Annotated in this window: 22 protein-coding genes; 15 read left to right on the forward strand and 7 right to left on the reverse strand. The window is 71.8% G+C overall.

Annotation, left to right across the window (positions count from 1 at the left end; translation table 11 throughout):
- The first annotated feature begins 31 nt into the window (after positions 1–31).
- The 4 genes from EDD93_RS39370 (at position 32) to EDD93_RS11880 (ending at position 5,232) form a co-directional block, all read left to right on the forward strand.
- Complete coding sequence (locus EDD93_RS39370; protein WP_148083853.1) at positions 32–340, forward strand: hypothetical protein; 309 nt, start codon at positions 32–34, stop codon at positions 338–340.
- Complete coding sequence (locus tag EDD93_RS11870) at positions 340–609, forward strand: hypothetical protein (protein ID WP_123525128.1); 270 nt, start codon at positions 340–342, stop codon at positions 607–609. Before EDD93_RS39370 ends, EDD93_RS11870 begins: the two co-directional genes overlap by 1 nt.
- Positions 610–743: 134 nt before the next feature.
- Positions 744–4,427, forward strand: a complete 3,684-nt coding sequence (locus EDD93_RS11875; protein WP_123525129.1) for a type I restriction endonuclease subunit R — start codon at positions 744–746, stop codon at positions 4,425–4,427.
- A 4-nt stretch (positions 4,428–4,431) separates the two neighbouring features.
- Positions 4,432–5,232 (forward strand): M48 family metallopeptidase, encoded by an 801-nt coding sequence (locus EDD93_RS11880; protein ID WP_260255694.1) that lies wholly within the window; start codon positions 4,432–4,434, stop codon positions 5,230–5,232.
- Between the two features lie 31 nt (positions 5,233–5,263).
- Here EDD93_RS11880 and EDD93_RS11885 read toward each other — a convergent pair whose 3' ends face one another.
- On the reverse strand, positions 5,264–6,799 hold the full coding sequence (locus EDD93_RS11885; RefSeq protein WP_123527708.1) for a substrate-binding domain-containing protein: 1,536 nt from the start codon (positions 6,797–6,799) through the stop codon (positions 5,264–5,266).
- A 290-nt stretch (positions 6,800–7,089) separates the two neighbouring features.
- Here EDD93_RS11885 and EDD93_RS11890 point away from each other — a divergent pair, with 290 nt between their 5' ends.
- Entirely contained in the window at positions 7,090–7,989 is a 900-nt protein-coding gene (locus EDD93_RS11890; protein ID WP_123525130.1) for a glycoside hydrolase family 19 protein, read from the forward strand.
- Between the two features lie 327 nt (positions 7,990–8,316).
- Positions 8,317–9,210, forward strand: coding sequence for a glycoside hydrolase family 19 protein (locus EDD93_RS11895; RefSeq protein ID WP_123525131.1), 894 nt, complete (start codon positions 8,317–8,319; stop codon positions 9,208–9,210).
- 36 nt (positions 9,211–9,246) lie between these two features.
- Here EDD93_RS11895 and EDD93_RS11900 read toward each other — a convergent pair whose 3' ends face one another.
- Positions 9,247–10,743, reverse strand: a complete 1,497-nt coding sequence (locus tag EDD93_RS11900; protein ID WP_185092482.1) for a helix-turn-helix domain-containing protein — start codon at positions 10,741–10,743, stop codon at positions 9,247–9,249.
- 335 nt (positions 10,744–11,078) lie between these two features.
- On the opposite strand from EDD93_RS11900, the gene dnaN reads away from it, so the two are divergent.
- Positions 11,079–12,215 carry a DNA polymerase III subunit beta gene (dnaN, locus tag EDD93_RS11905; protein WP_123527709.1) on the forward strand — a complete coding sequence of 379 codons (1,137 nt, stop codon included), beginning with the start codon at positions 11,079–11,081 and terminating at the stop codon, positions 12,213–12,215.
- Positions 12,216–12,276: 61 nt separating this feature from the next.
- Here dnaN and EDD93_RS11910 read toward each other — a convergent pair whose 3' ends face one another.
- The 4 genes from EDD93_RS11910 to EDD93_RS11925 form a co-directional block, all read right to left on the reverse strand.
- Positions 12,277–12,714 (reverse strand): glutaredoxin domain-containing protein, encoded by a 438-nt coding sequence (locus EDD93_RS11910; protein ID WP_123525133.1) that lies wholly within the window; start codon positions 12,712–12,714, stop codon positions 12,277–12,279.
- Positions 12,715–12,773: 59 nt separating this feature from the next.
- Positions 12,774–14,903: a serine/threonine-protein kinase gene (locus EDD93_RS11915; RefSeq protein ID WP_123525134.1), complete on the reverse strand. Its 2,130-nt coding sequence runs from the start codon at positions 14,901–14,903 to the stop codon at positions 12,774–12,776.
- 118 nt (positions 14,904–15,021) lie between these two features.
- On the reverse strand, positions 15,022–15,471 hold the full coding sequence (locus EDD93_RS11920) for a MarR family winged helix-turn-helix transcriptional regulator (RefSeq protein WP_123525135.1): 450 nt from the start codon (positions 15,469–15,471) through the stop codon (positions 15,022–15,024).
- Positions 15,468–16,067: a DJ-1/PfpI family protein gene (locus EDD93_RS11925; protein WP_123525136.1), complete on the reverse strand. Its 600-nt coding sequence runs from the start codon at positions 16,065–16,067 to the stop codon at positions 15,468–15,470. Before EDD93_RS11925 ends, EDD93_RS11920 begins: the two co-directional genes overlap by 4 nt.
- 185 nt (positions 16,068–16,252) lie before the next feature.
- Between EDD93_RS11925 and EDD93_RS11930 the strand changes: the two genes are divergently transcribed.
- From EDD93_RS11930 to EDD93_RS11940, 3 genes are all read left to right on the forward strand, one after another.
- A complete protein-coding gene (locus EDD93_RS11930; RefSeq protein ID WP_123525137.1) occupies positions 16,253–17,620 on the forward strand; it encodes an aspartate aminotransferase family protein in 1,368 nt (455 codons plus the stop codon).
- 104 nt (positions 17,621–17,724) lie between these two features.
- The gene (locus tag EDD93_RS11935; RefSeq protein WP_123525138.1) at positions 17,725–18,489 is read left to right on the forward strand and encodes a GntR family transcriptional regulator; all 765 of its coding nucleotides are present in this window, start codon (positions 17,725–17,727) and stop codon (positions 18,487–18,489) included.
- Positions 18,490–18,634: 145 nt separating this feature from the next.
- The gene (locus EDD93_RS11940; protein ID WP_123525139.1) at positions 18,635–19,285 is read left to right on the forward strand and encodes a hypothetical protein; all 651 of its coding nucleotides are present in this window, start codon (positions 18,635–18,637) and stop codon (positions 19,283–19,285) included.
- A gap of 82 nt (positions 19,286–19,367) precedes the next feature.
- On the opposite strand, the gene EDD93_RS11945 is transcribed toward EDD93_RS11940, so the two are convergent.
- Positions 19,368–20,141 carry an SLATT domain-containing protein gene (locus EDD93_RS11945; RefSeq protein WP_123527710.1) on the reverse strand — a complete coding sequence of 258 codons (774 nt, stop codon included), beginning with the start codon at positions 20,139–20,141 and terminating at the stop codon, positions 19,368–19,370.
- A 385-nt stretch (positions 20,142–20,526) separates the two neighbouring features.
- Between EDD93_RS11945 and EDD93_RS11950 the strand changes: the two genes are divergently transcribed.
- The 5 genes from EDD93_RS11950 to EDD93_RS11970 all read left to right on the forward strand — a co-directional run bounded on the left by EDD93_RS11950 (position 20,527) and on the right by EDD93_RS11970 (position 23,199).
- Positions 20,527–20,862, forward strand: a complete 336-nt coding sequence (locus EDD93_RS11950; protein ID WP_123527711.1) for a YbaB/EbfC family nucleoid-associated protein — start codon at positions 20,527–20,529, stop codon at positions 20,860–20,862.
- A gap of 121 nt (positions 20,863–20,983) precedes the next feature.
- On the forward strand, positions 20,984–21,583 hold the full coding sequence (recR, locus tag EDD93_RS11955) for a recombination mediator RecR (RefSeq protein WP_024492454.1): 600 nt from the start codon (positions 20,984–20,986) through the stop codon (positions 21,581–21,583).
- Between the two features lie 137 nt (positions 21,584–21,720).
- On the forward strand, positions 21,721–22,380 hold the full coding sequence (locus EDD93_RS11960; RefSeq protein ID WP_123525140.1) for a DUF5063 domain-containing protein: 660 nt from the start codon (positions 21,721–21,723) through the stop codon (positions 22,378–22,380).
- Between the two features lie 103 nt (positions 22,381–22,483).
- The gene (locus EDD93_RS11965; protein ID WP_123527712.1) at positions 22,484–22,870 is read left to right on the forward strand and encodes a type II toxin-antitoxin system RelE/ParE family toxin; all 387 of its coding nucleotides are present in this window, start codon (positions 22,484–22,486) and stop codon (positions 22,868–22,870) included.
- Complete coding sequence (locus tag EDD93_RS11970; RefSeq protein WP_123525141.1) at positions 22,867–23,199, forward strand: helix-turn-helix domain-containing protein; 333 nt, start codon at positions 22,867–22,869, stop codon at positions 23,197–23,199. Before EDD93_RS11965 ends, EDD93_RS11970 begins: the two co-directional genes overlap by 4 nt.
- Positions 23,200–23,312: the final 113 nt, after the last annotated feature.

Consider the following 23,312-nt stretch of genomic DNA (forward strand, 5'->3'; position numbering starts at 1 on the left):
GGCATGGCCAACGCCTCGAAGGAGCGTCAGCATGTCCCACCGTATCCGGACCCCCCTGCCACGCACACTCGTGCACCTGGTTCTGGCATTCCTGGCCAGCGCCCTGTCGGCCTTCAGCCGGCCCGCACCCCCGCCCCATGCCGCCCCCCAGCCCGCGCCCCAACCCCCGCACCCTCTACGCCTCGTCCCTCCGGCCCGCGCCCGCGCCATCGACCCGGAACGCCGCGCACGCCGTACCGCCATGCGGCTCGCGCTCGACGGGTTCGTGGTCAGCGCCGGGGCGGCTCAGGCGTACAGCGCGGGCAGCCTGGTGCTCGCGACGACGAGGGGGGCGGCCTGATGGGCGGCATGGAGCGGGTACGCGTCAGCCGGGTGCCCAGTAAGCCCGTGCGGCGGGAGGCGGACGGGTCGCTGGCGATCGACCTGTGGTTCCGCCGTGACGGGGCCTTCGAGGCCGATGCCGCGCTGCGGCTGACGCCCGCCGAGGCCGAGACGCTGCACGCCCAGCTCTGCTACGCGCTCGACGAGGACCCGGACGCCCGCGTCAGCCCGGCCGCCGACCTCCCGGACTGCCGGAAGAGCATCCTCACCACCCGCCGCCAGGCCTGACAGTCGCCACCCCCGCCAGGCCCCGCGGTTTCACTGCGGGGCCTGGCCCGCATGCCCGTTCCACCCCTGGCGCACAATGGACCCTCGCACGGGTTCACGAGTACGTCGGGTCGGTACGCGGGGGAGGCACGGGGATGGCTGCCGAAGAGGTTGAGGGCACGACCGAGCAGGTCGAGGCGGAGTGGCCGATGCTGGCCCACCTCAAGGCCATGGGGTGGCAGCACATCGAAGGTGCCCGGCTGGCGGCCGCCGGAGAGCGCGACGACTTCAGGGACGTACTGCTTGAGCGGCGGCTGCGGGCCGCCGTGCGCCGGTGCTCCCCGTGGATGACGGACGACGCGCACACCAACCCGGCCGTCCTCGCCCTGCGCGCCGCCGCACGTCACGTGTCCGCGCAGTCGCTGCCGCAGGCCAACCGGGACGCGACTGACCTGATCCTGAGCGGCATCCTGCAGTCAGGACCGGACGACCGGGACGTGAAGACGCGGTTCGTCGACTGGTCGTACGAGGCGCTGGAGGGCAGCCGCGAGGAGCGCCTCGCCCGCAACGACTACCTCGTCGTCGATCAGCTGCGGGTCTGCGACGCGGACAACAAGCCGGCCGTGCTGGACCTCGTGCTCTTCGTCAACGGCATCCCACTCGTCGTCATCGAGTGCAAATCCCCCCGCGTCCGGGACCCGCTGGGCAAGGCCATCCGTGATCTGCGCGCCTACGCCGGGCGTCCCGTGGGCGACGACACCCGCAGTGGACCCGGCGCCCTGCGAGGCGTCCCGCACCTGTTCGCTCCGGCCCAGCTGCTGGTCGCCGCAGACGGAACGGACGCCGCGCTCGGGACGTACTCCTCCTCCGAGGAGCACTACGCGCTGTGGCGCAGCACCAGCCCGGACTACGCGAAGCCGGAGCACCTACGGCGGGAACTGCGCGGCTGGGGGCTCCTGGACGCGAAGGCACAGCCCACCCTTCAGCAGCAGCTGACCGCGATCGTCCTCAAGCCCGGCAACCTGCTCAACGTTCTCCGGCACTACGTCTTCGAAATGCCGCTCGGCGACGTCGCGGGTGCGAAGGGGCGCGGGAGCAAGGCCGTGCAGCCCCGTACGGCGAAGGTGGTCTGCCGCCACCAGCAGTACCGGGCGACGGAGAAGATCATCGAACGGCTGCGTACCCGGCGCAGCCGCGCCCTCACCGGCGGGGACCTCGACGGGCGCGGCGGGGTCATCTGGCACACCCAGGGCGCGGGCAAGAGCTTCACCATGCAGTTCCTGGCCCGGCGGCTCCACGCCAGCCCGGACCCGGCACTGAACCGCATCACGATCGTGGCCGTCACGGACCGCATCGACCTCCAGCGGCAGCTGCGCAAGGCCGTCGCGCTCAGCGATTCCGAGGTGCGCGAGGCGAAGTCCCGTACCGATCTGGAGAGCCTGCTGGGCCGGGCCGGAAAGGACGGCGGGCGCGCGGTCGTGTTCGCGACCATCCAGAAGTTCCTCGGGGACCTGGTGGGCAAGGACGGGGCGGGCGACACGGCGGGCGGCGAGGAGCGGTCGCTCGACGGGGAGTTCGAGGCCGGCCGGGCGAAGGCCGCAGCGGGTGCGAGCGCCCAGGAGATCGCCGATCCCACGCCGGACGAGGAGACCCTGCGCAAGGCCGCACGAATCTTCCCCGAGTGCAGCGACTCCGACCGGGTCCTCGTCCTGGTCGACGAGGCCCACCGCTCCCACACCTCCGTGCTGCACGCCTGTCTGCGCAAGGCGCTGCCCAATGCGGCACGGATCGGCTTCACCGGCACCCCGCTCATGGACGGCCGGTACACCGACACGGGACGCATCTTCGGGCTGGAGCCGAGCACCGCGCCCGGCGGGGATCCGGAGTTCCTCGACACGTACCGGATGACGGAGGCGGAGCGCGACAAGGTCGTCGTGCCCGTGCGCTATTCGGGCCGTGCGACCACGGCCGAGGTCCGTGACAAGGAGCAGCTGGACGACTGCTTCGAGGACCTCATCGAGCCACTGGAGGCGGGCGAGAGGGCCCGTGTGCGGTCCAAGTACGGCACACCGTCCAAGCGGGCCGTGGCGGAGTCGCCGCCACTGATCTGGCGCAAAGCCGCCGACATGCTGGAGCACTACGTCACGGGACCGCTCACGGGCGGGTTCAAAGCACAGGTGGCCGTCGTCAGCAGGAAGGCCGCAGTCCTCTACCGCAACGCGTTCCAGGAGGCACGTACCGAGCTTCTCCTGCGGGTGGCGGAATTCGACCGAAGTGGGCGGCGGGAGTCACTCCGCGGACGGCCGGCGGAGAGCTATAGCAGGGAGGATTCGCTTCTGCTGCGCGCCTGGCAGTTCCAGGAGCTGCTGCGGCGCATCGACTTCGTGCCCGTGATCTCGGCCGGTGAGGAGCAGAAGGACGGGAGGTGGCGCGAGTGGACCGACGAGACGAACCGACGCGAACACATCGCCCGGTTCCTCCAGCCGTTCCCCGAGCTGCCCCCGGACAATCCATGGGCGTTCACGCCTCCCGCCGAGCCCGACCCCGTTCCCGCCGGGTCCGTCGGCGGGATGAACCCCTGGAGCGACCTGGTCTGGGGCGAGGAGGTGGCCGACCCGCCACCTATCGCCTTCCTCATAGTGAAGTCCATGCTGCTCACCGGCTTCGACGCCCCCATCGAGCAGGCGCTCTACCTGGACCGCCCGATCCGCGACGCCGAACTGCTCCAGGCGATCGCCCGCGTCAACCGTCCCGCACGGCGCAAGACCGAGGGGCTGGTGGTCGACTACTACGGCGTACTGAACAACCTCGCCGAGACCCTGGCCGCCTACCAGGGCAATCCACGCGCGCTCGACTCGCTCCGCGACATGTCCGACGAACTGCCCGAACTCGGGCGTACGGCAGCGGAGTTCCGTACCTTCCTGTCGGAAGAGATGCACGCGGGGGACCTCACGACGAGAGCGGGACTCGCGGAGGCGGTGCTTGCGCTCTCGGACCCCGGGCGCAGGGCCGTGTTCGATCGCAAGCTCGGCGAGTTCCTCGGGGCGGTGGACCGGGTCCTGCCCCACCAGGACGCCCTGGATTTCATGCCCGACGCACGGGCGTGGAGCGTGCTCCAGATGCGCGTACGTCGTCACTACCGCGACGACACCGGCGGCGGGTTCGTGATGCGTGGGTACGGCCGCAAGGTGCGGGCGCTGATCGCCGACCACCTGGAGGCGCAGGAGGTGAACCAGGCGGTACCGCCTGTGTCGATCCTCGCCCCCGACTTCGACGAGGTCGTGAGCAGGCTGCCGGTGCGCGAGGCGGCGGCCGAACAGATCCAGGGTCTGCGCTACCACCTGGAGGAGCGGCAGGCGGTGGAGGACCGCGCGGTCTACCGGCAGCTGTCCGTGGAGCTGACGCGGGTCCTGGAGGAGTTCGCCGGACGCTGGGACGACATCGTCCGGGAACTGGGTCCGTTGGTCGCGAGGGCTGTCCGGGCGGAGGAAGTCGACCCCGCCGTCGCCGATCTCACCCCCATGGAGCAGCGGCTCTATGTCCTCATCGGTGAGCGGCTGACGGAGAGCGAACTGCTGGACACCGCGGAGCCACCGGAACTGCGCCGGGTCGTGGCCGAGGTGTACGACGAGATCACCAGCGGGGTGAGCCTGGCTTCCTTCGGCGGTGAGGCCAGGCATGTGGCGCTGCTGGAGGCGCGTCTGATCATCCGCCTCCGTGAGGCCGGGTACCGCCTGCGGGGCGAGGGGCGCCAGGAAGTGAACCGGCTCGCCTCGACACTCGCGGGCTACGCGGCGCAGAACCTCGAGGCCTTCCGGTCGGAAGCGCGGAGAGAATAGGCGTATGCCCTCCTCGTCCCCCGCCCCCGCGCCCCTCCCCGGTGAGCCCGAGCTCATCGAGGACGGTGTGCTGGTCGTCGACGGGCGGGAACTGGGCGTACGGATCAGCCTCCGCCGCCGGCGTCTGGGGCTGACGGTCGAGCGGGACAGATCGCTCACGCTGCACGTGCCCAAGGGGTGCGGGGTGCGGCGGGCCGAGGACTTCGTACGCTCCAGTGCGGGCTGGATCGAGGCCAAGGCGCGGCTCAGCGAGGAGCGTCGGCAGCTCCATCCCGTACGGACCCTCAGGGACGGCGAGATTCACCGGTACCTGGGGCGGGACCATCGGATTCTCGTCGTTGACGACGCGCCGGACGAAGGCCGCCCGGTGCCCGCTGTCCGTCTTGTCGCCGGGAGGCTGCGGCTGGACAGCCGGGTCGCGGCGGACCCGGTGCTCGCGCGCAAGGCACTGGCCGACTGGTACAGCCGGGCGGGACAGCGCTGGGTGCGGGGCCGCCTTCAGCCCTGGGCCGCCCGGATGGACCTCCCCGAGCCGACGGTCGGGGTGCGGGACCTGGGTCATCGGTGGGGCAGCTACCGGGCCGGTAAGAGCGGTGCCGGGGCGATCTCGCTGCACTGGGCGGTCTTCCAGCTTCCGATGCACCTCGTCGACTACGTGGTGGCCCATGAACTGGCCCATGTCCGGGTGCCGGGGCACGGCCCCGACTACTGGCGCCTTCTGGGGCGGGCCCTGCCGGAATGCCGTCGGCTGAAGACCGAGCTGGATGAGCTCGGCCGTCGCGTCTGGATGGGAGACCTCGCCTGACGCGTCCCCCGGCCCCGCACCGGGCGCCCCCTCATTCCTCCCCGCAGATCCGCAGTCCCTGCGGCGTCGCGCACGGCAGGTGGCCGTGGGTGCGGATGATGTCCTGGCCGCTGCCTCGGCTGAGGTAGGCCAGGAAGCTGGAGGCCAGGGAGTCGGCGGGCGGGCTGCCGTAGGTGTACGCGTACTCGATCTCCCGGTACGGGTAGCTGCTGGTGGCGATCGTGTCGACGGACGGGGTCCGGCCGTCGATGGCGATCTGGTGTGCCCCGGCGGGCTTGGTGCCGGAGCGCAGTTCGCTGTAGCCGATCGCACCGGCGAGCCGGCCCACCTCGGCCAGGACCTGTTCGGTGGAGTCGAGTTCGCAGCGGATGACGGCGGCCTGCGGATCGTCCTTCGTGGTGCAGTCGCGGGAGGACTGGGCGGGTTCGTTGCGGCCCAGGACGCGGCGCTGGAACACCTCGCGGGTGCCGGAGTTGGCGTCCCGGCTGACCAGCAGTACGGGGAGGTCGGGGCCGCCCAGCTCCCGCCAGTTGCGGATGTCGCCCCGGTAGATCCGGCGGATGTCGTCGCCGGTCAGGTTCTTCAGCGGGACCCGGTCGTTGACGACGAGGCGGAAGAGCGAGACGGCGACGCGGTTCTCGCGCAGTTGCGGGAAGCCGCTCGGCTTGGGCCCGTCGGAGAGGGCCACCAGGGCCGGTGAGCCGGACTTCCCGGACCGGGCGCCGGTGTCGGCCAGTTCCCGTATCCCGGCGGTGCTGCCGTGCGCGTCCACGGTGACGGTGGCGCCCTCGCACGCCTTGCCGTACTTCGCGGCCAGTTCCCGCAGCGCCGGGGCGAAGGCGGTGGAGCCGGTCACGGTCAGCTCGCCGCGGGCGCAGCCGATGGGCGGCGGGGTGTCGTCCCGCACCAGGATGATGGAGGCAAGGGTGACCACGCAGACGGTGAGCGCCACGGTGATGAACCGGGCGGCGCGGCCGAACAGCGGGGGCTTCTCGTCGGGGCGGGCCGCCTTGTTCGGCGTCACCTCGCCGTCCCGGATGCCGCCGGTGACCCGGACCGGGGAGCCCACCCGGGAGCCGGTCAGCAGCACCAGGAGCTTGAAGTGCTCGCCCCGGTTGAGCGGTACGCGCGGCAGCCGGATCAGGGAGCCGCTCTCGCGCAGACCGGCGGACGGGGTGAAGTGGTCCATGAGGTGGTCGGCGCCCGGGGAGTGGGTGACGGCGATGCCCCGGACCCGGCGTTCGGTGAACTCGACTACCAGGCCGTGGAGTTGTTCGTCCGGTCCGGTGTAGTCGCCTCGGGCGATGGACTGCGATCCGTCGTTCTCGATGCGCAGCAGGACGAGCGTGGCGTCGGACATGTCCGGGGTCTCGCCGAAGAGGCCGAGCCGGACGTTGGCCCGGCCCTGGCCGGCGTCGCCGCCGATCGGGGTGTCCATCTGGACGCGGTAGCCGATGCGTTTGCGGCGGGGCACCCGGCGCTCGTACCAGAGCACTCCGATGGAGACGGCGACGCCGACTACGGCGGTGAGCACGGCCACGACGTTCTCGGCGCTGAGCCACTCCACGGCTTCCACCAGCTCCCCCCGGGGTGCCCGCACACGCGGGGCGGCCGGTCTGCGGTTCGCGTCACCGTACGTGCACGGAAAGGGAGTTGGGGCTATCGGGCGGGACCTTCGGCCGGTGTTCGTCCGCTGTTCGCCCGGCGGCCACGGGTGCGGTGCGACCGGGCGGCGTGCGACGGCTGGTCTAGACCTTGACAGGTCCAGACCAGCGGGGGTTGGGTGTCGGGATGCCCGGACGCATGCCGGAGCCCGTGCGGTGTGCCCTGTCGAAGGAGTGAGCAGCGCTGAACCGCATGAAGAGCCTTCTGACCGCCCTGAGTGCCGTCGTGGCGACGGCCGCCTTCCTCCCGGCCACGGCGAACGCCGCGGCGAACGGCACGGCGAACACGGCGGCCCCCGGGCCCGCCCCGGCCGCCGCCTGCGCGCCGCTCTGGAGCTCCTCGTCGGCCTACACGGCCGGCGGTACCGTCTCGCACCACGGCCGCAACTGGACGGCCAAGTGGTGGACGCAGAACGAGAATCCGGGCGCCACCACCGTCTGGGCCGACGGCGGGGCCTGCACGGGCGGGGTCTCCGACTTCGTCATCAGCGAGGCGGAGTTCGACCGGATCTTCCCGGACCGCGACCCCTTCTACACGTACCAGGGGCTGATCGACGCCCTGCACGCCTACCCGCGCTTCGCGAACACCGGGACCGAGGCGATGCGGAGCCGGGAGGCCGCGGCGTTCCTGACGCACGCGGACTTCGAGTCGGTGGGGCTCAGGTACGTGAAGGAGATCAACGAGGCCAACTACTGGATCAAGTGCGACTACAGCCAGCCCTTCGGCTGCCCGGCCGGGCAGTCCGCGTACTACGGGCGCGGCCCGATCATGTTCAGCTGGAACTTCAACTACAAGGCCGCCGGTGACGCGCTCGGCCTCGACCTGCTCAACAACCCGTGGCTCGTTGAGCGGGATCCGTCGGTCGCCTGGCAGGCCGCGCTCTGGTACTGGAACACCCAGAACGGCCCCGGCGTCATGACCTCGCACGAGGCGATGGTCGGCGGCGCCGGATTCGGCGAGACGATCCGCTCGCTCAACGGCGCGCTGGAGTGCGACGGCGGCAACCCCGGCTCGGTGGCGGCGCGGGTCGCCAAGTACGAGCGGATCACCGGGATCATCGGCACGGCCCCCGGCTCCGGGCTCACCTGCTGACGATCCGCGAGCCGTGGTGTGCGCCGGGGTGCGGCTGACCGGTCGGACAGTAGGGCGTCCCGCATGCTGGACGGGCCCGAAGGTTTTACCTTCGGGCCCGCAGCCGTTCCGGGCGCGGGTGCGGAGCGACTCCCTCCGGAATCAGCCCTGTTGGGGGTGGTGTGGCGCGGGCTGTCTGTGGCTCGCGCGCCGCCGGCCGGCGTGGTGGGAAGGTTTCATTACCATGGTCTAGACCTTGACAGGTCCAGACCAGCAGCGCTTGAGTGTCGGCACCCCCCATGGCGGCGCACCGACGAGCTCGGTGCGCCGCGCCGAAGGAGTGTTCACATGATCAGACGCATCATGGGCCTGCTCACCGCGCTGGGCGCGGTCGTCGCGACGCTTGTCATCCTTCCCGCCACCACGGCATCGGCAGCCGACTGCGCGGCTGCCTGGAACTCCTCGTCCGTCTACACGGGCGGCGGCGCCGCCTCGTACAACGGGCACAACTGGACCGCCAAGTGGTGGACCCAGAACGAGAGGCCCGGCAGCTCCGACGTCTGGGCGGACGCGGGCAGTTGTGGCGGCGGCGGCACCGATCCGGGCGACCCGGGCTCGTCCGACGGCTTCGTCGTCAGCGAGGCGCAGTTCAACCAGATGTTCCCAAACCGCAGCTCCTTCTACACCTACAGCGGGCTCACCGCCGCGCTGAGTGCCTACCCGGGCTTCGCCAACACCGGCAGCGACACGGTGAAGAAGCAGGAGGCGGCGGCGTTCCTCGCCAACGTCAGCCACGAGACCGGCGGCCTGGTGTACGTGGTCGAGCAGAACACGGCCAACTACCCCCACTACTGCGACAGCAGCCAGCCCTACGGCTGCCCCGCAGGCCAGTCCGCGTATTACGGGCGCGGCCCGATCCAGCTCAGCTGGAACTTCAACTACAAGGCCGCCGGTGACGCCCTGGGCATCGACCTGCTGGGCAACCCCTACCTGGTCGAGCAGGACGCCGCCGTGGCCTGGAAGACCGGCCTCTGGTACTGGAACACCCAGAACGGCCCCGGCACCATGACGGCCCACAACGCCATGGTGAACGGCGCCGGATTCGGTGAGACGATCCGCTCCATCAACGGCTCCATCGAGTGCAACGGCGGCAACCCCGCCCAGGTGCAGAGCCGGATCGACCGCTACCAGTCGTTCGTGTCGATCCTCGGCACCACGCCCGGATCCAACCTGAGCTGCTGACCCACGAGCTCCCGTGGACGGGGAGCACCGGCGGCCTCACGGTCGCGGGTGCTCCCCGTCCTGTTGTGCGTCTCCGGTGAGGTCCAGCGCCCGGAAGGCCAGCCACAGGTCGTGGCGGGCGCTCGGGGCCCGCAGGAGCGAGCGCTGGAGTACCGTCTCCAGCCGCGTGAGGCGTTTGCGCACCCCTGGTACGGAGATGGACAACGCCGCAGCTGTTGAACCTAGTTGGGCCTCGCACTCCAGCCAGGTGCGCAGGGTGGTGTGCGGGTCGGCGCAGCGGCCGCCCGCTCCGGGGGCGCCGAGCGGGCGCAGCTGCTGGGCCGCCCAGGCGCGGACCGCCGGGGTGCGCAGGATCTCCTCCAGCGAGGGGGCCGGCGCCCCCGGGGCGCCGGCCGGGCGGCCGGGCCGGGGCAGGGTGGGCGTGGCGCGGACGGCCAGGGCCAGATGGAGCGCGGCCTGGTCCGCGACCCGGTCCAGATCCAGGTCCAGCAGCTCACCGATCAGCCGCAGCCGGGCGGCCAGCGTGTTGCGGTGGATCTTCAGGTGCGAGGTCGCGTGCGAGGAGAACGCGAGCCAGGACGCGAGGGTCGCCGCGAGCTCCTGACTGCCCGGGTCCTGGCCGCGCCGGGGCACGTGGCCGAGCAGCGGCGCCAGCAGGGCGTCCGCCCACCGCGCCCCCTCGGCGCCGACCACCAGCGCCGGTTCGGGCGCCGAGCCGAAGCCCGCGTGCCGGCCGGGCAGCCCGCGCGCGACGGCCAGGGCGTGGAAGGCCTGGCGGTACGCGGTCGCCGTGTCGGACAGCGGTACGTCCTCGCTGATGCCCACGACGCAGTCGTCCACCACCGCGGCCACCTCGGGGCCGAGCCGCCCGTCCGCGGGTTCCGGGCCCGCCGGGGCGATGAGGATCAGATGGCGCGCGTACACCGGGCACCGCACGATCCAGGTCCGGCCGCCGGAGAGGTCCGTACAGATCCGGGCCACCTCGTCCCTGCTGCCGCCCGGACACTCGACGACACAGACCCGCACGGGGTCGGGCAGGACGGGCTTGAGCGCCCCGGCCACCTGGTGGGCGATCGACAGCTGGCCGGTCATGAGCAGGTGCAGTACGGCCTCGCGGCCGCGGGACTCGGCCAGATCGACGCGACGCCGCTTGCGCTCGACGGTCTCGGCCGCCCAGCACATGGCGAGCGGCAGCGCCGCGTCGGACAGGAGCACGGCCAGCCGGTCCGGCAGCGGACGGCGGACGATCACGGCGAGAACGGGTGCGGCGTTGTCCGGCGGGCCGTCCAGGGCGAACATCAGCGCGGTGTGCGGCCCCCGGTCGAGGGCGAGGGAACGGGCTCCGAGCGCCGTCAGCTCCCGTACCCCGCCCGCCGCGACCGCCGCCGCCCCCGCGCTCGCGGCATCGGGGTCCCGGGCGACGCCGTGCAGCACGGTCCCGTCGCCGCCGAGCAGTCCCGCCCAGCCGCCGGCCCGGCCGGACAGCCAGCGCAGCAGTTCCCGGGACCCGCCGGAGCGGGCGAGACCGTGCATCCGTATGACGTCGTCGGCGCGTCCTCGCGCGTGCACAGTGCCCCCGCTCCTGCCAGAAACCGGAACGTAGCGTACCGGTTTGGCTGTGCGAACTGGTACCTCTCGCCGCCCACACAGTGCGAACTGAATCTTTACCGCCCCCTACCCGCCGACCTACAGTCCGAACGCGGTTGCGGGCCTTTCGGGGGAAAGGCACGGGGCCGACGGCAGCGGCTCACGGGGGTGGCCGCTGCCGTCGGCGCAGCCGTTCGTCCGCCGCGAGCCCCGGTTGTCAGTGGTGACCCTTAGCGTCGGGACCGGAGATGGTCGCCGGCGCACGAGGAGAGGTCACCACCATGGAGTTCCGGATCGAGCGCGGCACGCTGGCCGACGCCGTCACCTGGGCGGCCCGGGTGCTGCCCACGAGGTCACCCGTTCCCGTGCTGGGCGGTCTGCTGCTGGAAGCGGCGGACGGCCGGCTGTGCATCTCCGGCCTCGACCACGAGGCTTCGGCCCGGACCGAGGTGGACGCCGAGATCCTGCGGCCCGGCAAGGTGCTCGTCATGGGCCGCCGGCTGCTGGACGTGTGCCGGGTGCTGCCCGAGGGCGCGGTGGAGTGCGCGGTGGAGGGCTCCCGCTTCACGGTGACGGGCAGCGGCGCCGGATTCGGCCTCTCGGTGCTGCCGCTCGACGACTACCCCTCGCTGCCGCCGCTGCCTGAGGTCCTCGGCGCGGTGGACGGCGAGGAGTTCGCGGCGGCCGTCGCGGACGTGACCGTGGCGGCGGGCCGGGACGACACCCTGCCGACGCTCACCGGTATCCGGCTGGGGCTGGACGGCGACCGGATGACCCTGGCGGCGACGGACCGCTACCGCTTCGCGGTCCGCACCCTCGGCTGGAAGCCCGCGGCGGCCGGCGTCCTTGCCGACGTCGTGGTCTCGGCCCGCCGGCTCACCGAGATCGCCCGCTCCTTCGGCCGCGCGGGCATGGTCAGCCTCGCCCTGGACAGCGGCTCGGCCGGCTTCGAACTGGCCGGGACGCGCACCACGGTCCGCCTGCTGGACGGTCGGCTGCCGCGCCACGACAAGCTGTTCGCGATGTCGGCCCCGGTCACGGCGGTCACCGACCTCGCGCCCCTGGTGGAGGCGGTCAAGCGGGTCTCGGTGGTGGCGGACAACGACAGCCCGCTCCAATTCGCCTTCCAGGGCGCCTCGGTGCTGCTCCAGGCCGGTTACGAGGACGACGTGGCCTCCCAGCGGCTGCCCGCCGCGCTCGCGGGTGCCGGGGAAATGGCGGTGGCCTTCAACCCCTCGTACCTGATGGACGCGCTGGCCTCCTTCGACGCACCGGTCGTCCGCTTCCGGCTGATGGGCCCGGGGCAGCGCGCCATGGTCACCGGGCACGACACGTACGAGGACGCGCTGGACACGGCGGAAGGGGCGTCGCCGCCGGCGCACCAGCACCTGCTGATGTCGGTGAGACCGCTGGTCTGAGAGCTGATCCGGCGCATGACGCGGCGCCTGGCCCGGCGCGTGGGCCGCTGCCGTTCCCCGGTCACGCGGAAGGGGAGAGCTGCTCTCGCACCCATTCCGGATCGGGGTTGACGTGCGGCCGTCCTGCCACGAAGACGGTCGGTACGGTCTCGTCGCCGTCGTTGGCCGCACGCACGATCGCCGCCCCGGCCGGGTCCCGCCAGATGTCGACCCAGTGCAACCTGCGGGCGCTGCGGCCCAGCCGGAAGCGCATCCGGAGGCAGTACTTGCAGCCCGACCGCCAGAAGACGACGGGGCGGCCGTCCTCCGCGCTGCGGCGTTGTGCCTCCGCCGCGCCGATCGGCCCCGGGAAGACCAGAGGTGAGTGAATGGCCGCGAACAGGACGAACATCAGCAGGAGTGCTGCGGCTTCGACGGTGCTTCCCGCGAGGACCAGCCCGGTCGCGACGGCCGCGCCGCAGAGCACGAACAGCGTCGGCAGGGCCCAGGAGCGTGTCATGAGGGCGAGCCTATCGACGAGTTGACGAGCGGGTCCGTGCTGCGTGCCCCGGCGCCGGTTCAGCCGGTCTTCGTGTACGTGAGCTTCTCGCCGGTGTCCGTGTTCTCGCGGCTCAGGGTGCCGTCCGGGAGCAGGGTGAGCGTGGTCGGGCCGCCCGGCGTGCAGGATGACATGGGCCGGCCGAGCGTCACGGTGGAGGGGCCGATCCTGAGCGGGTCCTCGCCGGTGACGGCATCCGTCAGATCCGCCTGGAAGACGCAGCGGTAGGTGCCGCCGGTGTCGGTGGGGCCCTCCGCGGTGAGGCTGAGGACGGTGTCGCCGACCCCGCCCTGCTGGATGACGAGTTCGCGGCTGGAGTGGCCGGCGGCGTTCTCGATGCCGCCGGACCAGGTGCCGAGATAGCCCTCGGGGATGCCGTCCTCGCCGTTCTTCCCGTCGGTGGGGGACGGGTCCTGGCTGCCGTCGGGGGAGCCGGAGTTGGACCCCGGACCGGCGTCGGTGCCGCTGGTGCCCTTCGCGGGGGACGGCGTACTGGATTGCTTCGGGGATGCCGTGGTGTCGCCGCTGTCGCTCATCAGCGCGTAGACGGAGCCACCGGCCCCTATCGCGACGAGCACCGCGATCACCACCAGCGCGACGGTCGACCCGGTCCGCTTGCGGGCCGGCTCGGGGGCGGGCGGCTGGGGGGCGGCGGGGTAGGCGGGACCGTACGGAGGCGTGGCGCCGAAATCGGGCTGCTGCTGCGGGTAGCCGTACCCCTGGCCCTGGGCGGGGTTCTGCTGTTGCGGATAGCCGTAGGCCTGGTGCTGGGCGGGGCTCTGCTGCTGGGGGTAGCCGTACGCCTGGTGCTGGGCCTGGTTCTGCTGCGGCGGGTAGCCGTAGCCCGGGGCGGGGGTCGGCCCGTAGCCCGGGGCTGGAGTCGGCCCGTAGCCCTGGGCGGGGGTCGCTGCGTACCCGGGGGCGGGCGCGGCAGACGCCGGGGGTGTGGCGGGTGTCGCGGACGTCGCGGGGGCGGTGGGCGTGGCGGGTGTCGCGGACGGGTGCGCGGCCGGAGGCGGCGCGTCCTGCGGGCCCTTCGCCTCCGCGCGGGTCTCCGCCTCCGCACTGCCCTCCGCCTCCGCACGGCCCTCCGCGTCCGGGCGGCCCTCCGCCTTCGCGAGGGTCTCCGCTTCCCCCGGCTGTGCGGGCGTACCCGGCTGGGCAGGGTCCCCGGTCGTCTCCGGTGCCCCGCGCTCCCCGGGCCCCGTCGCTTCCTCCGGGTCCTCCGAGTCGAGCAGTTCCACCGCGTGGCGCCCGAGTTGGGCGATGAGCGCGCCCGGGAGCCAGGGCTCCGTGCTGTCGTCCCCGGCCAGCCGGTCCAGTATCTCGTCGGTCGTCGGTCTGGCCTCCGGGTCCTTGTGCAGGCAGTCCCGGATCAGCTCCACGAGGTCCACCGGCACCCCGGTCAGGTCCGGGTCCTCCTGCGCGATCCGGAACAGCAGCGCGTGCACCCCGCTGGCCGCATCGCCGAACGGGAGCCGCCCGGTCGACGCGTACGCCAGCACCGAGCCCAGACAGAACACGTCGCACGCCGTGGTCACGGCCTCGCCCCGGACCTGCTCGGGCGACATGAAGCCGGGGGAGCCGACCAGCGCACCGGTGCGGGTGAGGCCGCCGTCGGTGACGGTGTCCAGAGCCCGCGCGATACCGAAGTCGATGACCCGGGGGCCGTCGATCGTCAGCAGGATGTTGGACGGTTTGAGATCGCGGTGGATGAGCCCGGCGGTGTGGATGGCCCGCAGGGCGTGTGCGAGACCGTTGCCCAGGATGTGGACCGAGCGTTCGGGCAGCGGCCCGTACGCGCCGGGGGCGGGGCCCGCCGAGAGGATCGTGCGGCCCGAGACGGTGGACTGGAGGGACGGACCGGCGATGTAACCGGTCGCGACCCAGGGCACGTTGGCGTCGGTGTCGGCGTCCAGCACGGGGGCGGTCCAGGTGGAGCCGAGGCGGCGGGCGGCCATCACCTCCCGCCGGAACCGGTCGCGGAACTCCTGCTGCTCGGCGAGCTCCTCGCGTACCAGCTTGATCGCGACGGTGCGTCCACGGTCCGAACGGGCCAGGTACACCTGCCCCATGCCGCCCGCGCCGAGTCTGCCCAGCAGTCGGTAGGCGCCGATGCGTTGCGGATCTACGGAGCCGAGCTTTTCCATGGTGTGCAGTCCTCCCCCGTACGGCGACACGCCGGACGGGTCGAGAATAGCGGCGCGCCCGTGCCCCGTCGGGGGGTGGTGGCCGGTCCGTGCCCGGAAACGGGGCGCTTCGCCCGGATCAGGACGGGCTGTGCACCGCGTCCATGGCCTGCGCCAGGCGTTCCAGCACGCGCACCGTCTCCGCGAAGGCCTCCGGGCCCAGCTCCTGGTTCAGCCGCGCCGCGAACTCCGCGTGGCCGGGGCCGATCCGGGACATCGCGGCGCGGCCCTCCGCCGTCGGGCGCAGGAGCTTCGCGCGGCGGTGGGCCGGGTTCGGCACGTACTCCGCGAGGCCCTTGCCCACCAGCAGATCGGCGATGCGCTGCACGGCCTGGCGGGTGATGCCCATGTCCCGGGCGATCCCGGAGACCGGCAGCGGCTCGGCCAGCACCGCGCCCAGCACCTGCCACCAGGCGGCGGTCAGCCCGGCCGGGCGGGCCAGCTCCTCCGACAGGGAGAGGAACTGGCCGTTCAGCCGGAAGACGCCGAGCGCGGTCCGGCTCAGCCGGTCCTGTTCCGTGCGGCTCATCCCTGGAGCACCTCGTACGCGCTCGGGTCCGAATCGTGGAAGAGGCGGTACCAGGCGTCGAGCTTCTCGCCCTCGAACACCCCGAGGAGGGCGAAGATCTCGCGGGCGAACGCGACCGGCTCGGTCGGCCCGGCGGTGATCAGGAGCCCTTCCTCGTCCGTCACGGCGTCCGCGTCGACGTAGGCCTTACCGCCCCCGTAGCCGGTGGCCGCCAGATAGAAGGACACCGCGCTCGTGTGTGCCCGCCCGTCGAGCAGTCCCTCGCGGGCCAGCCCGGCCGTCGCCCCGCAGATCGCGGCGACCGGCACGCCCGCGTCCAGGAAGGTCCGGGCGGCGCGGGCGAAGGGGGCCAGCTCGTCGCCGGTGTCCCAGAGCCCGGCGCCCGGCAGGATCAGCAGCGCGCTGTCCTCGGGGCGCAGCCCGGCGAGCGCCAGATCGGGCCGCACGGTCAGCCCGCCCATGCTGGTGACGGGTCCCGTCGTCGGGCCCACCGTCCGGACGGTGAAGCCGTGCTGGGTGAGCTGGGCGGTGGTGTGCCCGGTCTCCCAGTCGGCGTAGGTGTCGTACACGGCCAGATGCACGGTCCCGCGGGTCATGGCGTCCTCCTCGGCGGCAAGGATTTCCGTACCAGGATTTCTATGACAACATGCTGTCATCATGGCAACATGTTGTCAATCTGTCGAACCCTCGCGGTGACCCGACACCCTGCCGAACCACCCGCCCCACTCCATATACAAGGTGGCCATACCGGGCCGTGCCCGGCGATGCCTACGCTCGCCGTATGACCCCTCATCCCCGTCACGCCGCCGACCCCGCCGCAGGCGCGGCCGTGAAGGCCGCCGACCGTGCGCACGTGTTCCACTCCTGGTCCGCCCAGGGCCTGATCGACCCGCTCGCCGTCGCCGGCGCCGAGGGGGCGTACTTCTGGGACTACGACGGCAACCGCTACCTGGACTTCACCAGCGGTCTCGTCTACACCAACATCGGCTACCAGCACCCCACCGTCGTCGCCGCGATCCAGGAGCAGGCGGGGCGGATGACGACCTTCGCGCCCGCCTTCGCGATCGAGTCGCGCTCCGAGGCCGCCCGCCTCATCGCGGAGCGCACGCCGGGCGACCTGGACAAGATCTTCTTCACCAACGGCGGCGCCGAGGCCGTCGAGAACGCCATCCGCATGGCCCGTCTGCACACGGGCCGCAACAAGGTGCTCTCCGCCTACCGCTCGTACCACGGCGCCACCTCCACCGCGATCAACCTGACCGGCGACCCGCGCCGCTGGGCCTCGGACAACGGCTCGGCGGGCGTCGTGCGGTTCTGGGCCCCGTTCCTGTACCGCTCGCCGTTCTACGCGCAGACCGAGGCGGAGGAGTGCGCCCGCGCACTCCAGCACCTGGAGGACACCCTCGCCTACGAGGGCCCCGCGACCATCGCCGCGATCATCCTGGAGACCGTGCCGGGCACGGCCGGCATCATGACCCCGCCGCCCGGCTACCTCGCCGGTGTCCGCGAGATCTGCGACCGGTACGGGATCGTGTTCGTGCTCGACGAGGTGATGGCGGGCTTCGGCCGCACCGGCAAGTGGTTCGCCGCCGACCACTTCGACGTCACCCCCGACCTGATGACCTTCGCCAAGGGCGTCAACTCCGGCTACGTACCCCTCGGCGGCGTCGCCATCTCCGCCGAGATCGCCGCCACCTTCGACACCCGCCCCTACCCGGGCGGGCTGACCTACTCCGGCCACCCGCTGGCCTGCGCGGCCGCCGTCGCCACCATCCAGGTGATGGAGGACGAGAAGGTCATCGAGAACGCCGCCCACATCGGTGAGACGGTCCTCGGCCCCGGTCTGCGCGAGCTCGCCGCCAACCACCCCTGCGTCGGCGAGGTCCGCGGCCTCGGCGCGTTCTGGGCGCTGGAGCTCGTCCGGAACCAGGAGACCCGCGAGCCGCTCGTCCCGTACAACGCGACGGGCGCCGACAACGCCCCGATGGCGGCCTTCGGGGCGGCGGCCAAGAAGCACGGCCTGTGGCCCTTCATCAACATGAACCGCACCCACGCCGTGCCGGCCTGCAACGTCACCGAGACCGAGGCCAAGGAGGGTCTGGCGGCACTGGACGCCGCACTGGCCGTGGCCGACGGGTACACCGCGTAGCCCCACCGCCCGCGCGGAGCGCTCCTCCCCTCGTCCCCTCCCCACCGGCCCGTCCGGCGGGCTCGGTCTAAGGTGGCCGAGACCGAAACAGGGGAGGGGCGCTCATGCGCGCGAGCGGAGCTGTCACCCGCAGTACGCTGCGGCAGCAGATCGCGGACGCGCTGCGTGACGAGGTGCTCGCGGGGCGTCTTCAGCCGGGGCGGGAGTTCACCGTCAAGCAGATCGCGGAGCAGTACGGCGTCTCCGCGACGCCTGTCCGCGAAGCGCTGTTCGACCTCTCCGCGCAGGGCCTGCTCGAATCCGACCAGCACCGCGGATTCAGGGTGCACCAGTTCTCCGTCGCGGACTACCGCTCGATGGTGGAGGCCCGCGCCCTGGTCATGGACGGGGTGATCCGGGACGTCTTCCGCGAGCAGCCCCCGTCCCCGGACCGGCAGACGCGGTACCGCGAGGCACTCGTCTCGGTACGCCGCCGGGCCGAGGAAGCCGCCCGCGCGGCACGCGGCGGCGACCTGGACATCCTCATCGGCTACGACCTGCGGTTCTGGCGGGAGCTGGGCGCGCTCGCCGGCAACACCTACATCGGTGACTTCCTGCACCGGCTGCGGGTCCAGGCCTGGGTGTTCGCCGTCCCGTACCTGCGCGGCGACGCGGACGTACGGGACTGGCTCTGGCAGGGTCACGCCGACCTCGTCGCCTCGGTCACCCTCCGGGACCGCGAGGCGCTGCGTGCGGCGGTCAACGACTACAACGGCCACGCGCTGAGCTGGGCGGACCGGCTGGCGGCCGGGGACCCGGACCACCTCGGTCACGCACCGAAGCCTCCCGGGGCGGACGAACCCGAGGACGGGGCACGGCCGGAGGCCTGAGCGGCGCAAGCTCCCGAAGCCGCTCCCGCAGCCGCGCGCGAAGTCGCTCTTGGGGGAACACTGTCCGCGACGTGGCGACCGCATTACGCTGTCCCGAATTACGCTGTCCCGACCATCGCACGCACCCGTTGGAGAGCGAGACTTCGTGGCCTGTGACCTGTGGCTGGTCCCCCTCGTCGATGTGCTGTGCCACAGCCCCGACAACCCCTTCGCCGAGGAAATAGCCGTCTTCGACAAGGCGCTGGGCGAGGCAGGGCTGCCGCCCGTACCCGTCTACGCCTATATGCCGGGCCTGACCGGAGACGTGGCCCCGGTCGCGGGCTTCGACTACGACGCCCTGCACTTCCTGCGCCGCGCCTACCTGCTCCAGATCAGCGGCCTCGCCGTCACGCCCGTGGACGAACTGGGCGGCGACTACGAGCAGTTGCTGGAGATGTTCGAGCCCACGGCCCAGCAGTCCCACCTGGTGTGGCACTACGACCACGCGGGCGCGTACGTCCCCCTGGACTTCGCGTACCCGATCTCCAGCGACGACCTGCTGGCGGGCGGCGGGCCGCTCGGCTCCGCGCACGGGCTGCTCAGGGAGCTGGAGTTCGTCGCCCCGTCCATCGGCATCGACCCGGCCAACCCGCCGGCCGCCCCGCTGCCGCCCGCCGCGCCCACCGAGCTGGAGGAGCCGGCGGTCCCGATCCCGTACGACGACAACCCGTTCGCCCGGGAGCGCCACGTCTGGCTCGGCCTGCACGCGGCGGTCACCCGCAGCCTCGCCCAGGGCTCAATGATCATCTTCAGCTGACGGGGCAGGGCGCGCCCGCCGGAGCCCCGCACCGGCCACCGGTCATTGCGGGGCTACCGGCTGCCGGCCACCGGACTCCGGTTCACCGCGGGGACTCCGGCGGCCGCTGCCGAGGCATGTTCGGCCGGCCCATCGACTGCAGCGGGAACCTCCCCGGCTGCGCACCCTGCTCCGCCCGCCCGCCACCCGTACCGCCGGACACCAGCGCCTGCATCCCCATCGGCGCGGGACCGGCCCGGAACTCCACCATCCAGTCCGCGGTCTCCGAGCGCACGAGCTCCGTGACGTCCTCCGAGAACCGCCGCAGCACACCGAGGCACCGCTCGGCCGCCTCGCTCGCCGTCCCCTCGGTCGGGCCGAGCACCTCCCGTACGCACTCCGAGGCCCAGTCGAACTGGAGCACCTGAAGCCTGCGCTGTACGGCCTGTGCCGTGGCCAGATTCCTTATCCAGCCCGAGGTCAGGCCGAAGTACCGATCACACGCCATGCACGCGGCGCCCAGCAGCAGCGAAAGATAGCCCCAGCCCGCCGCGCCGTGCAGCGCCCCCGTCAGATCGAGCAGCGGCAGCGCGGCCCCCGCCACCGCACCGGCGGCGGTCCCCATCCGCAGCACCCTGGCCCCGCGGCGCTTCCACACCCGGTCGCCCAGATACCAGTCGGCGGTGCGCAGCGCGTCGGCCTCGACCCAGCGGTACAGCTCGTCGAGCCGCTGGGCGGGTTCGCCCCAGTCGCCGAGCGGGAAGGGCGTTCCGGTCAGATCCCGCCCCGGGGCGCCGGAGCCCGTGCCGGAAGGAGGGGCGGAACCGGCCGGACCCGGCACACCGGAATCGTTGCGGGGCGGCCCTTCGGGCTGCATCTCCGGCTGACTCACCGGGGTACTCCTCTGCATGCTGCATTGCGACGCGTGATGTCGACCGCGTCCTCGACGATGGGCGGGATCTCTGCCCTCTGCTCACTGACGCTCGCTGCGACCGGCAGTGCCCCATGCATAACCTTGCGTGACGGTTGGTGCACGTGCGCGTACCGGGACGCATGCCCTTCCTACCGCCGAATGGTGGGCCGCGGGGTCGGAATCGCGGTATTCCCGGGTGCGCAGAGCCTGTGATCAGGTATAGGAGCCCTGCCCTCCTTGACTTGATCTCACTCGAAAGAGTTGCTCGCCAGTGGGTGGGGCGCGCCGCCCGGGGACAACGTAGGCTCGGCGTACCGAAACATTTGTCGTCGAAATGCCTGGAGTGACCGTGATTCCCGGTGGTGGTCAGCCCAATATGCAGCAGCTGCTGCAGCAGGCCCAGAAGATGCAGCAGGACCTCGCGGAGGCCCAGGAGGAACTGGCCAGGACCGAGGTCGACGGCCAGGCGGGCGGTGGTCTCGTCAAGGCGACCGTCAACGGCTCCGGCGAGCTGCGCGCCCTGGTGATCGACCCGAAGGCGGTGGATCCGGAGGACACCGAGACGCTCGCCGATCTCGTCGTCGCGGCGGTCCAGGCGGCGAACGAGAACGCCCAGACGCTTCAGCAGCAGAAGCTGGGCCCGCTGACCCAGGGCCTGGGCGGCATGCCCGGCCTCCCCTTCTGACCCTTGCGACTCCTCTGATCCCTTCCGGCCAAGGACGGGCCGAGGACATACCCAAGACGGTACGCACCCCCTACGGTACGTACCACGACGCGGCCGACCAGGCGGCAGGAAAGGCTCTCCGTTGTACGAAGGCGTGGTTCAGGACCTCATCGACGAGTTGGGCAGGCTGCCCGGCGTCGGTCCCAAGAGCGCGCAGCGGATCGCCTTCCACATCCTCCAGGCCGAGCCCACGGATGTGCGCCGTCTCGCCCACGCCCTCCTGGAGGTCAAGGACAAGGTCCGCTTCTGCGCGATCTGCGGCAACGTGGCGCAGCAGGAGCAGTGCGGGATCTGCCGCGACCCGCGCCGGGACCTGACGGTCATCTGCGTCGTCGAGGAGCCGAAGGACGTCGTCGCGATCGAGCGGACCCGCGAGTTCCGGGGCCGTTACCACGTCCTCGGCGGGGCGATCAGCCCCATCGAGGGCGTCGGTCCGGACGATCTGCGCATCCGCGAGCTGCTGGCCCGGCTGGCCGACGGCTCGATCACGGAGCTGATCCTGGCGACCGACCCCAACCTGGAGGGCGAGGCCACCGCGACGTACCTGGCGCGGATGATCAAGCCGATGGGCCTGCGGGTCACCCGGCTCGCCAGCGGTCTGCCGGTCGGCGGCGACCTGGAGTACGCGGACGAGGTCACCCTCGGCCGTGCCTTCGAGGGGAGGCGCCTGCTCGATGTCTGACCCGCTGCGCGCTCCCCACCCGGTCCGCCTCCCGGCCCCGCACCCCGCCTCTTGCCCGGGGACTCACTGCGGCTTTACGTTCAGCGCAGATATGTTCTACTCACCGTCTCCGACCGTGCCCACGGGAGGTCCCCGCGATGTCTGACGCCACGCTGAACACTGTCACCCAGGACCCCGACGACTTCGCGGTCCAGATCGCCGACCAGATCAAGACGTTCATCGTCGCGGTCACCGAGGTGTCCAAGGTCGAGGAGCCGGAGGAAGCCGTTCCGGTACTGCTGCTCCAGGTCTCCCAGCTGCTCCTCGCGGGCGGCCGGCTGGGCGCGTACGAGGACATCCTCCCGGACGAGCGCTACGAGCCGGACCTCGGCGCCGAGCCGGATGCGGACGGCCTGCGCGAGCGCTTCGCGGTCCTGCTGGAGCCGATCGACGTCTACTCCGAGGTCTTCGACCCGTACGAGCCCCGCAAGGCCCCGGTCCCGGCCCGCATCTCCGACGACCTGGCCGACCTCGTCACGGACCTGCGCCACGGCCTGGCCCACTACGAGGAGGACCGCACCACCGAGGCCCTGTGGTGGTGGCAGTTCTCCTACTTCTCCAACTGGGGCTCCACCGCCTCCGCCGCCCTGCGCGCCCTCCAGTCCCTGATCGCCCACATCCGCCTGAACCAGCCCCTCCAGGCACTGGACGGCCTGGACACCGACCAGGACGCCGGCGACGACGACCTGGCCGAGGAGGCCGGCCGCGTGATGGTCGAGGAGATCGCGGGCCCGCTGGGCCTGCGCCCGGTCACGTAGCGGACCGGGCGGGGCCGAGCGCGGCGCCGGTAAGTTCACTCGTTCAGCTGGCAATATAAGAATTCCCTTCTACTCATGCGCGACGTACGCTGACATGCGGAGCATGAACTGGGAGATCAACCTCCATCCTTCGGTGGAGCGGTGGCTGCTTGAACTTGCTGAGGAGGATCCGGTGACAGCGGATCTCATCGAGGCCGCGATCGACATGCTCGCGGAGAGCGGGCCCACTCTGGGCAGGCCACTCGTTGACCGGCTTCAGGGCTGCCGAACACACAACCTCAAGGAACTGCGGCCAGGCAGCGCCCGTGCCACCGAGGTCCGCATCCTTTTCGTGTTTGACCCCCGACGCCGAGCGATCCTTCTTGTGGCCGGTGACAAAGCGGGCCGTTGGAGCGACTGGTACCGGGATTCGATCCCGGTTGCGGAGGGCCGTTACGAGGAGTACCTGACCAGCTCGGTGGGAGCAGGGGAAGACGGAGGCGTTCGATGACTCAGTACGGCAGTTGGGCCGATGTGAAGCGTCGGTTGCGGGAGAGTAACCCCGAGGCGTCCGAAGCCGGATGGGAGGAACGTAAGCAAGCCGCACGCACTGCCACCGAAGCGTATGTGCTCGGGCATGGCTTGCGTGAAATCCGTGAAGCTCAAGGTCTTACCCAGGCACAGGTGGCCGAGGCGGTCGGGATCTCCCAGGCGCGGGTCTCCCAAATCGAGCGTGGTGAGATCCACAACCTGGAGACCATGCGCACTTACGCCTCGGCGCTGGGAGCCAAGATCACGGTCTCCATCGAGTACGGCGATCGGATCGTGGGCGCGGCCTGATCGCAGGTGACCGACCTGTCGAAGGTGTCGGTCAGAGGCGTTCCGCCCCGGCGCACGCCTCCCGGCCACCGGGCGCCTGCCGCCTGCCTCGACCGCAGGCGTCCGGGGAGAGC

Origin of the sequence: Streptomyces sp. 840.1, from assembly GCF_003751445.1 — a bacterium.
Classification (GTDB): Bacteria; Actinomycetota; Actinomycetes; order Streptomycetales; family Streptomycetaceae; genus Streptomyces.

What these genes read in the sequence shown, in the direction of transcription:
- EDD93_RS11970 (WP_123525141.1), top strand. Translation starts at nt 22,867, where the DNA reads ATGACTCAGTACGGCAGTTGGGCCGATGTGAAGCGTCGGTTGCGGGAG.
- EDD93_RS11895 (WP_123525131.1), top strand. Translation starts at nt 8,317, where the DNA reads ATGATCAGACGCATCATGGGCCTGCTCACCGCGCTGGGCGCGGTCGTC.
- EDD93_RS11910 (WP_123525133.1), bottom strand. Translation starts at nt 12,714, where the DNA reads ATGACACGCTCCTGGGCCCTGCCGACGCTGTTCGTGCTCTGCGGCGCG.
- EDD93_RS11925 (WP_123525136.1), bottom strand. Translation starts at nt 16,067, where the DNA reads ATGACCCGCGGGACCGTGCATCTGGCCGTGTACGACACCTACGCCGAC.
- EDD93_RS11890 (WP_123525130.1), top strand. Translation starts at nt 7,090, where the DNA reads ATGAAGAGCCTTCTGACCGCCCTGAGTGCCGTCGTGGCGACGGCCGCC.
- EDD93_RS39370 (WP_148083853.1), top strand. Translation starts at nt 32, where the DNA reads ATGTCCCACCGTATCCGGACCCCCCTGCCACGCACACTCGTGCACCTG.
- EDD93_RS11875 (WP_123525129.1), top strand. Translation starts at nt 744, where the DNA reads ATGGCTGCCGAAGAGGTTGAGGGCACGACCGAGCAGGTCGAGGCGGAG.
- EDD93_RS11870 (WP_123525128.1), top strand. Translation starts at nt 340, where the DNA reads ATGGGCGGCATGGAGCGGGTACGCGTCAGCCGGGTGCCCAGTAAGCCC.
- EDD93_RS11930 (WP_123525137.1), top strand. Translation starts at nt 16,253, where the DNA reads ATGACCCCTCATCCCCGTCACGCCGCCGACCCCGCCGCAGGCGCGGCC.
- EDD93_RS11915 (WP_123525134.1), bottom strand. Translation starts at nt 14,903, where the DNA reads ATGGAAAAGCTCGGCTCCGTAGATCCGCAACGCATCGGCGCCTACCGA.
- EDD93_RS11935 (WP_123525138.1), top strand. Translation starts at nt 17,725, where the DNA reads ATGCGCGCGAGCGGAGCTGTCACCCGCAGTACGCTGCGGCAGCAGATC.
- EDD93_RS11945 (WP_123527710.1), bottom strand. Translation starts at nt 20,141, where the DNA reads ATGCAGCCCGAAGGGCCGCCCCGCAACGATTCCGGTGTGCCGGGTCCG.
- EDD93_RS11965 (WP_123527712.1), top strand. Translation starts at nt 22,484, where the DNA reads ATGAACTGGGAGATCAACCTCCATCCTTCGGTGGAGCGGTGGCTGCTT.
- EDD93_RS11900 (WP_185092482.1), bottom strand. Translation starts at nt 10,743, where the DNA reads ATGCACGGTCTCGCCCGCTCCGGCGGGTCCCGGGAACTGCTGCGCTGG.
- EDD93_RS11920 (WP_123525135.1), bottom strand. Translation starts at nt 15,471, where the DNA reads ATGAGCCGCACGGAACAGGACCGGCTGAGCCGGACCGCGCTCGGCGTC.
- EDD93_RS11880 (WP_260255694.1), top strand. Translation starts at nt 4,432, where the DNA reads ATGCCCTCCTCGTCCCCCGCCCCCGCGCCCCTCCCCGGTGAGCCCGAG.
- dnaN (WP_123527709.1), top strand. Translation starts at nt 11,079, where the DNA reads ATGGAGTTCCGGATCGAGCGCGGCACGCTGGCCGACGCCGTCACCTGG.
- EDD93_RS11960 (WP_123525140.1), top strand. Translation starts at nt 21,721, where the DNA reads ATGTCTGACGCCACGCTGAACACTGTCACCCAGGACCCCGACGACTTC.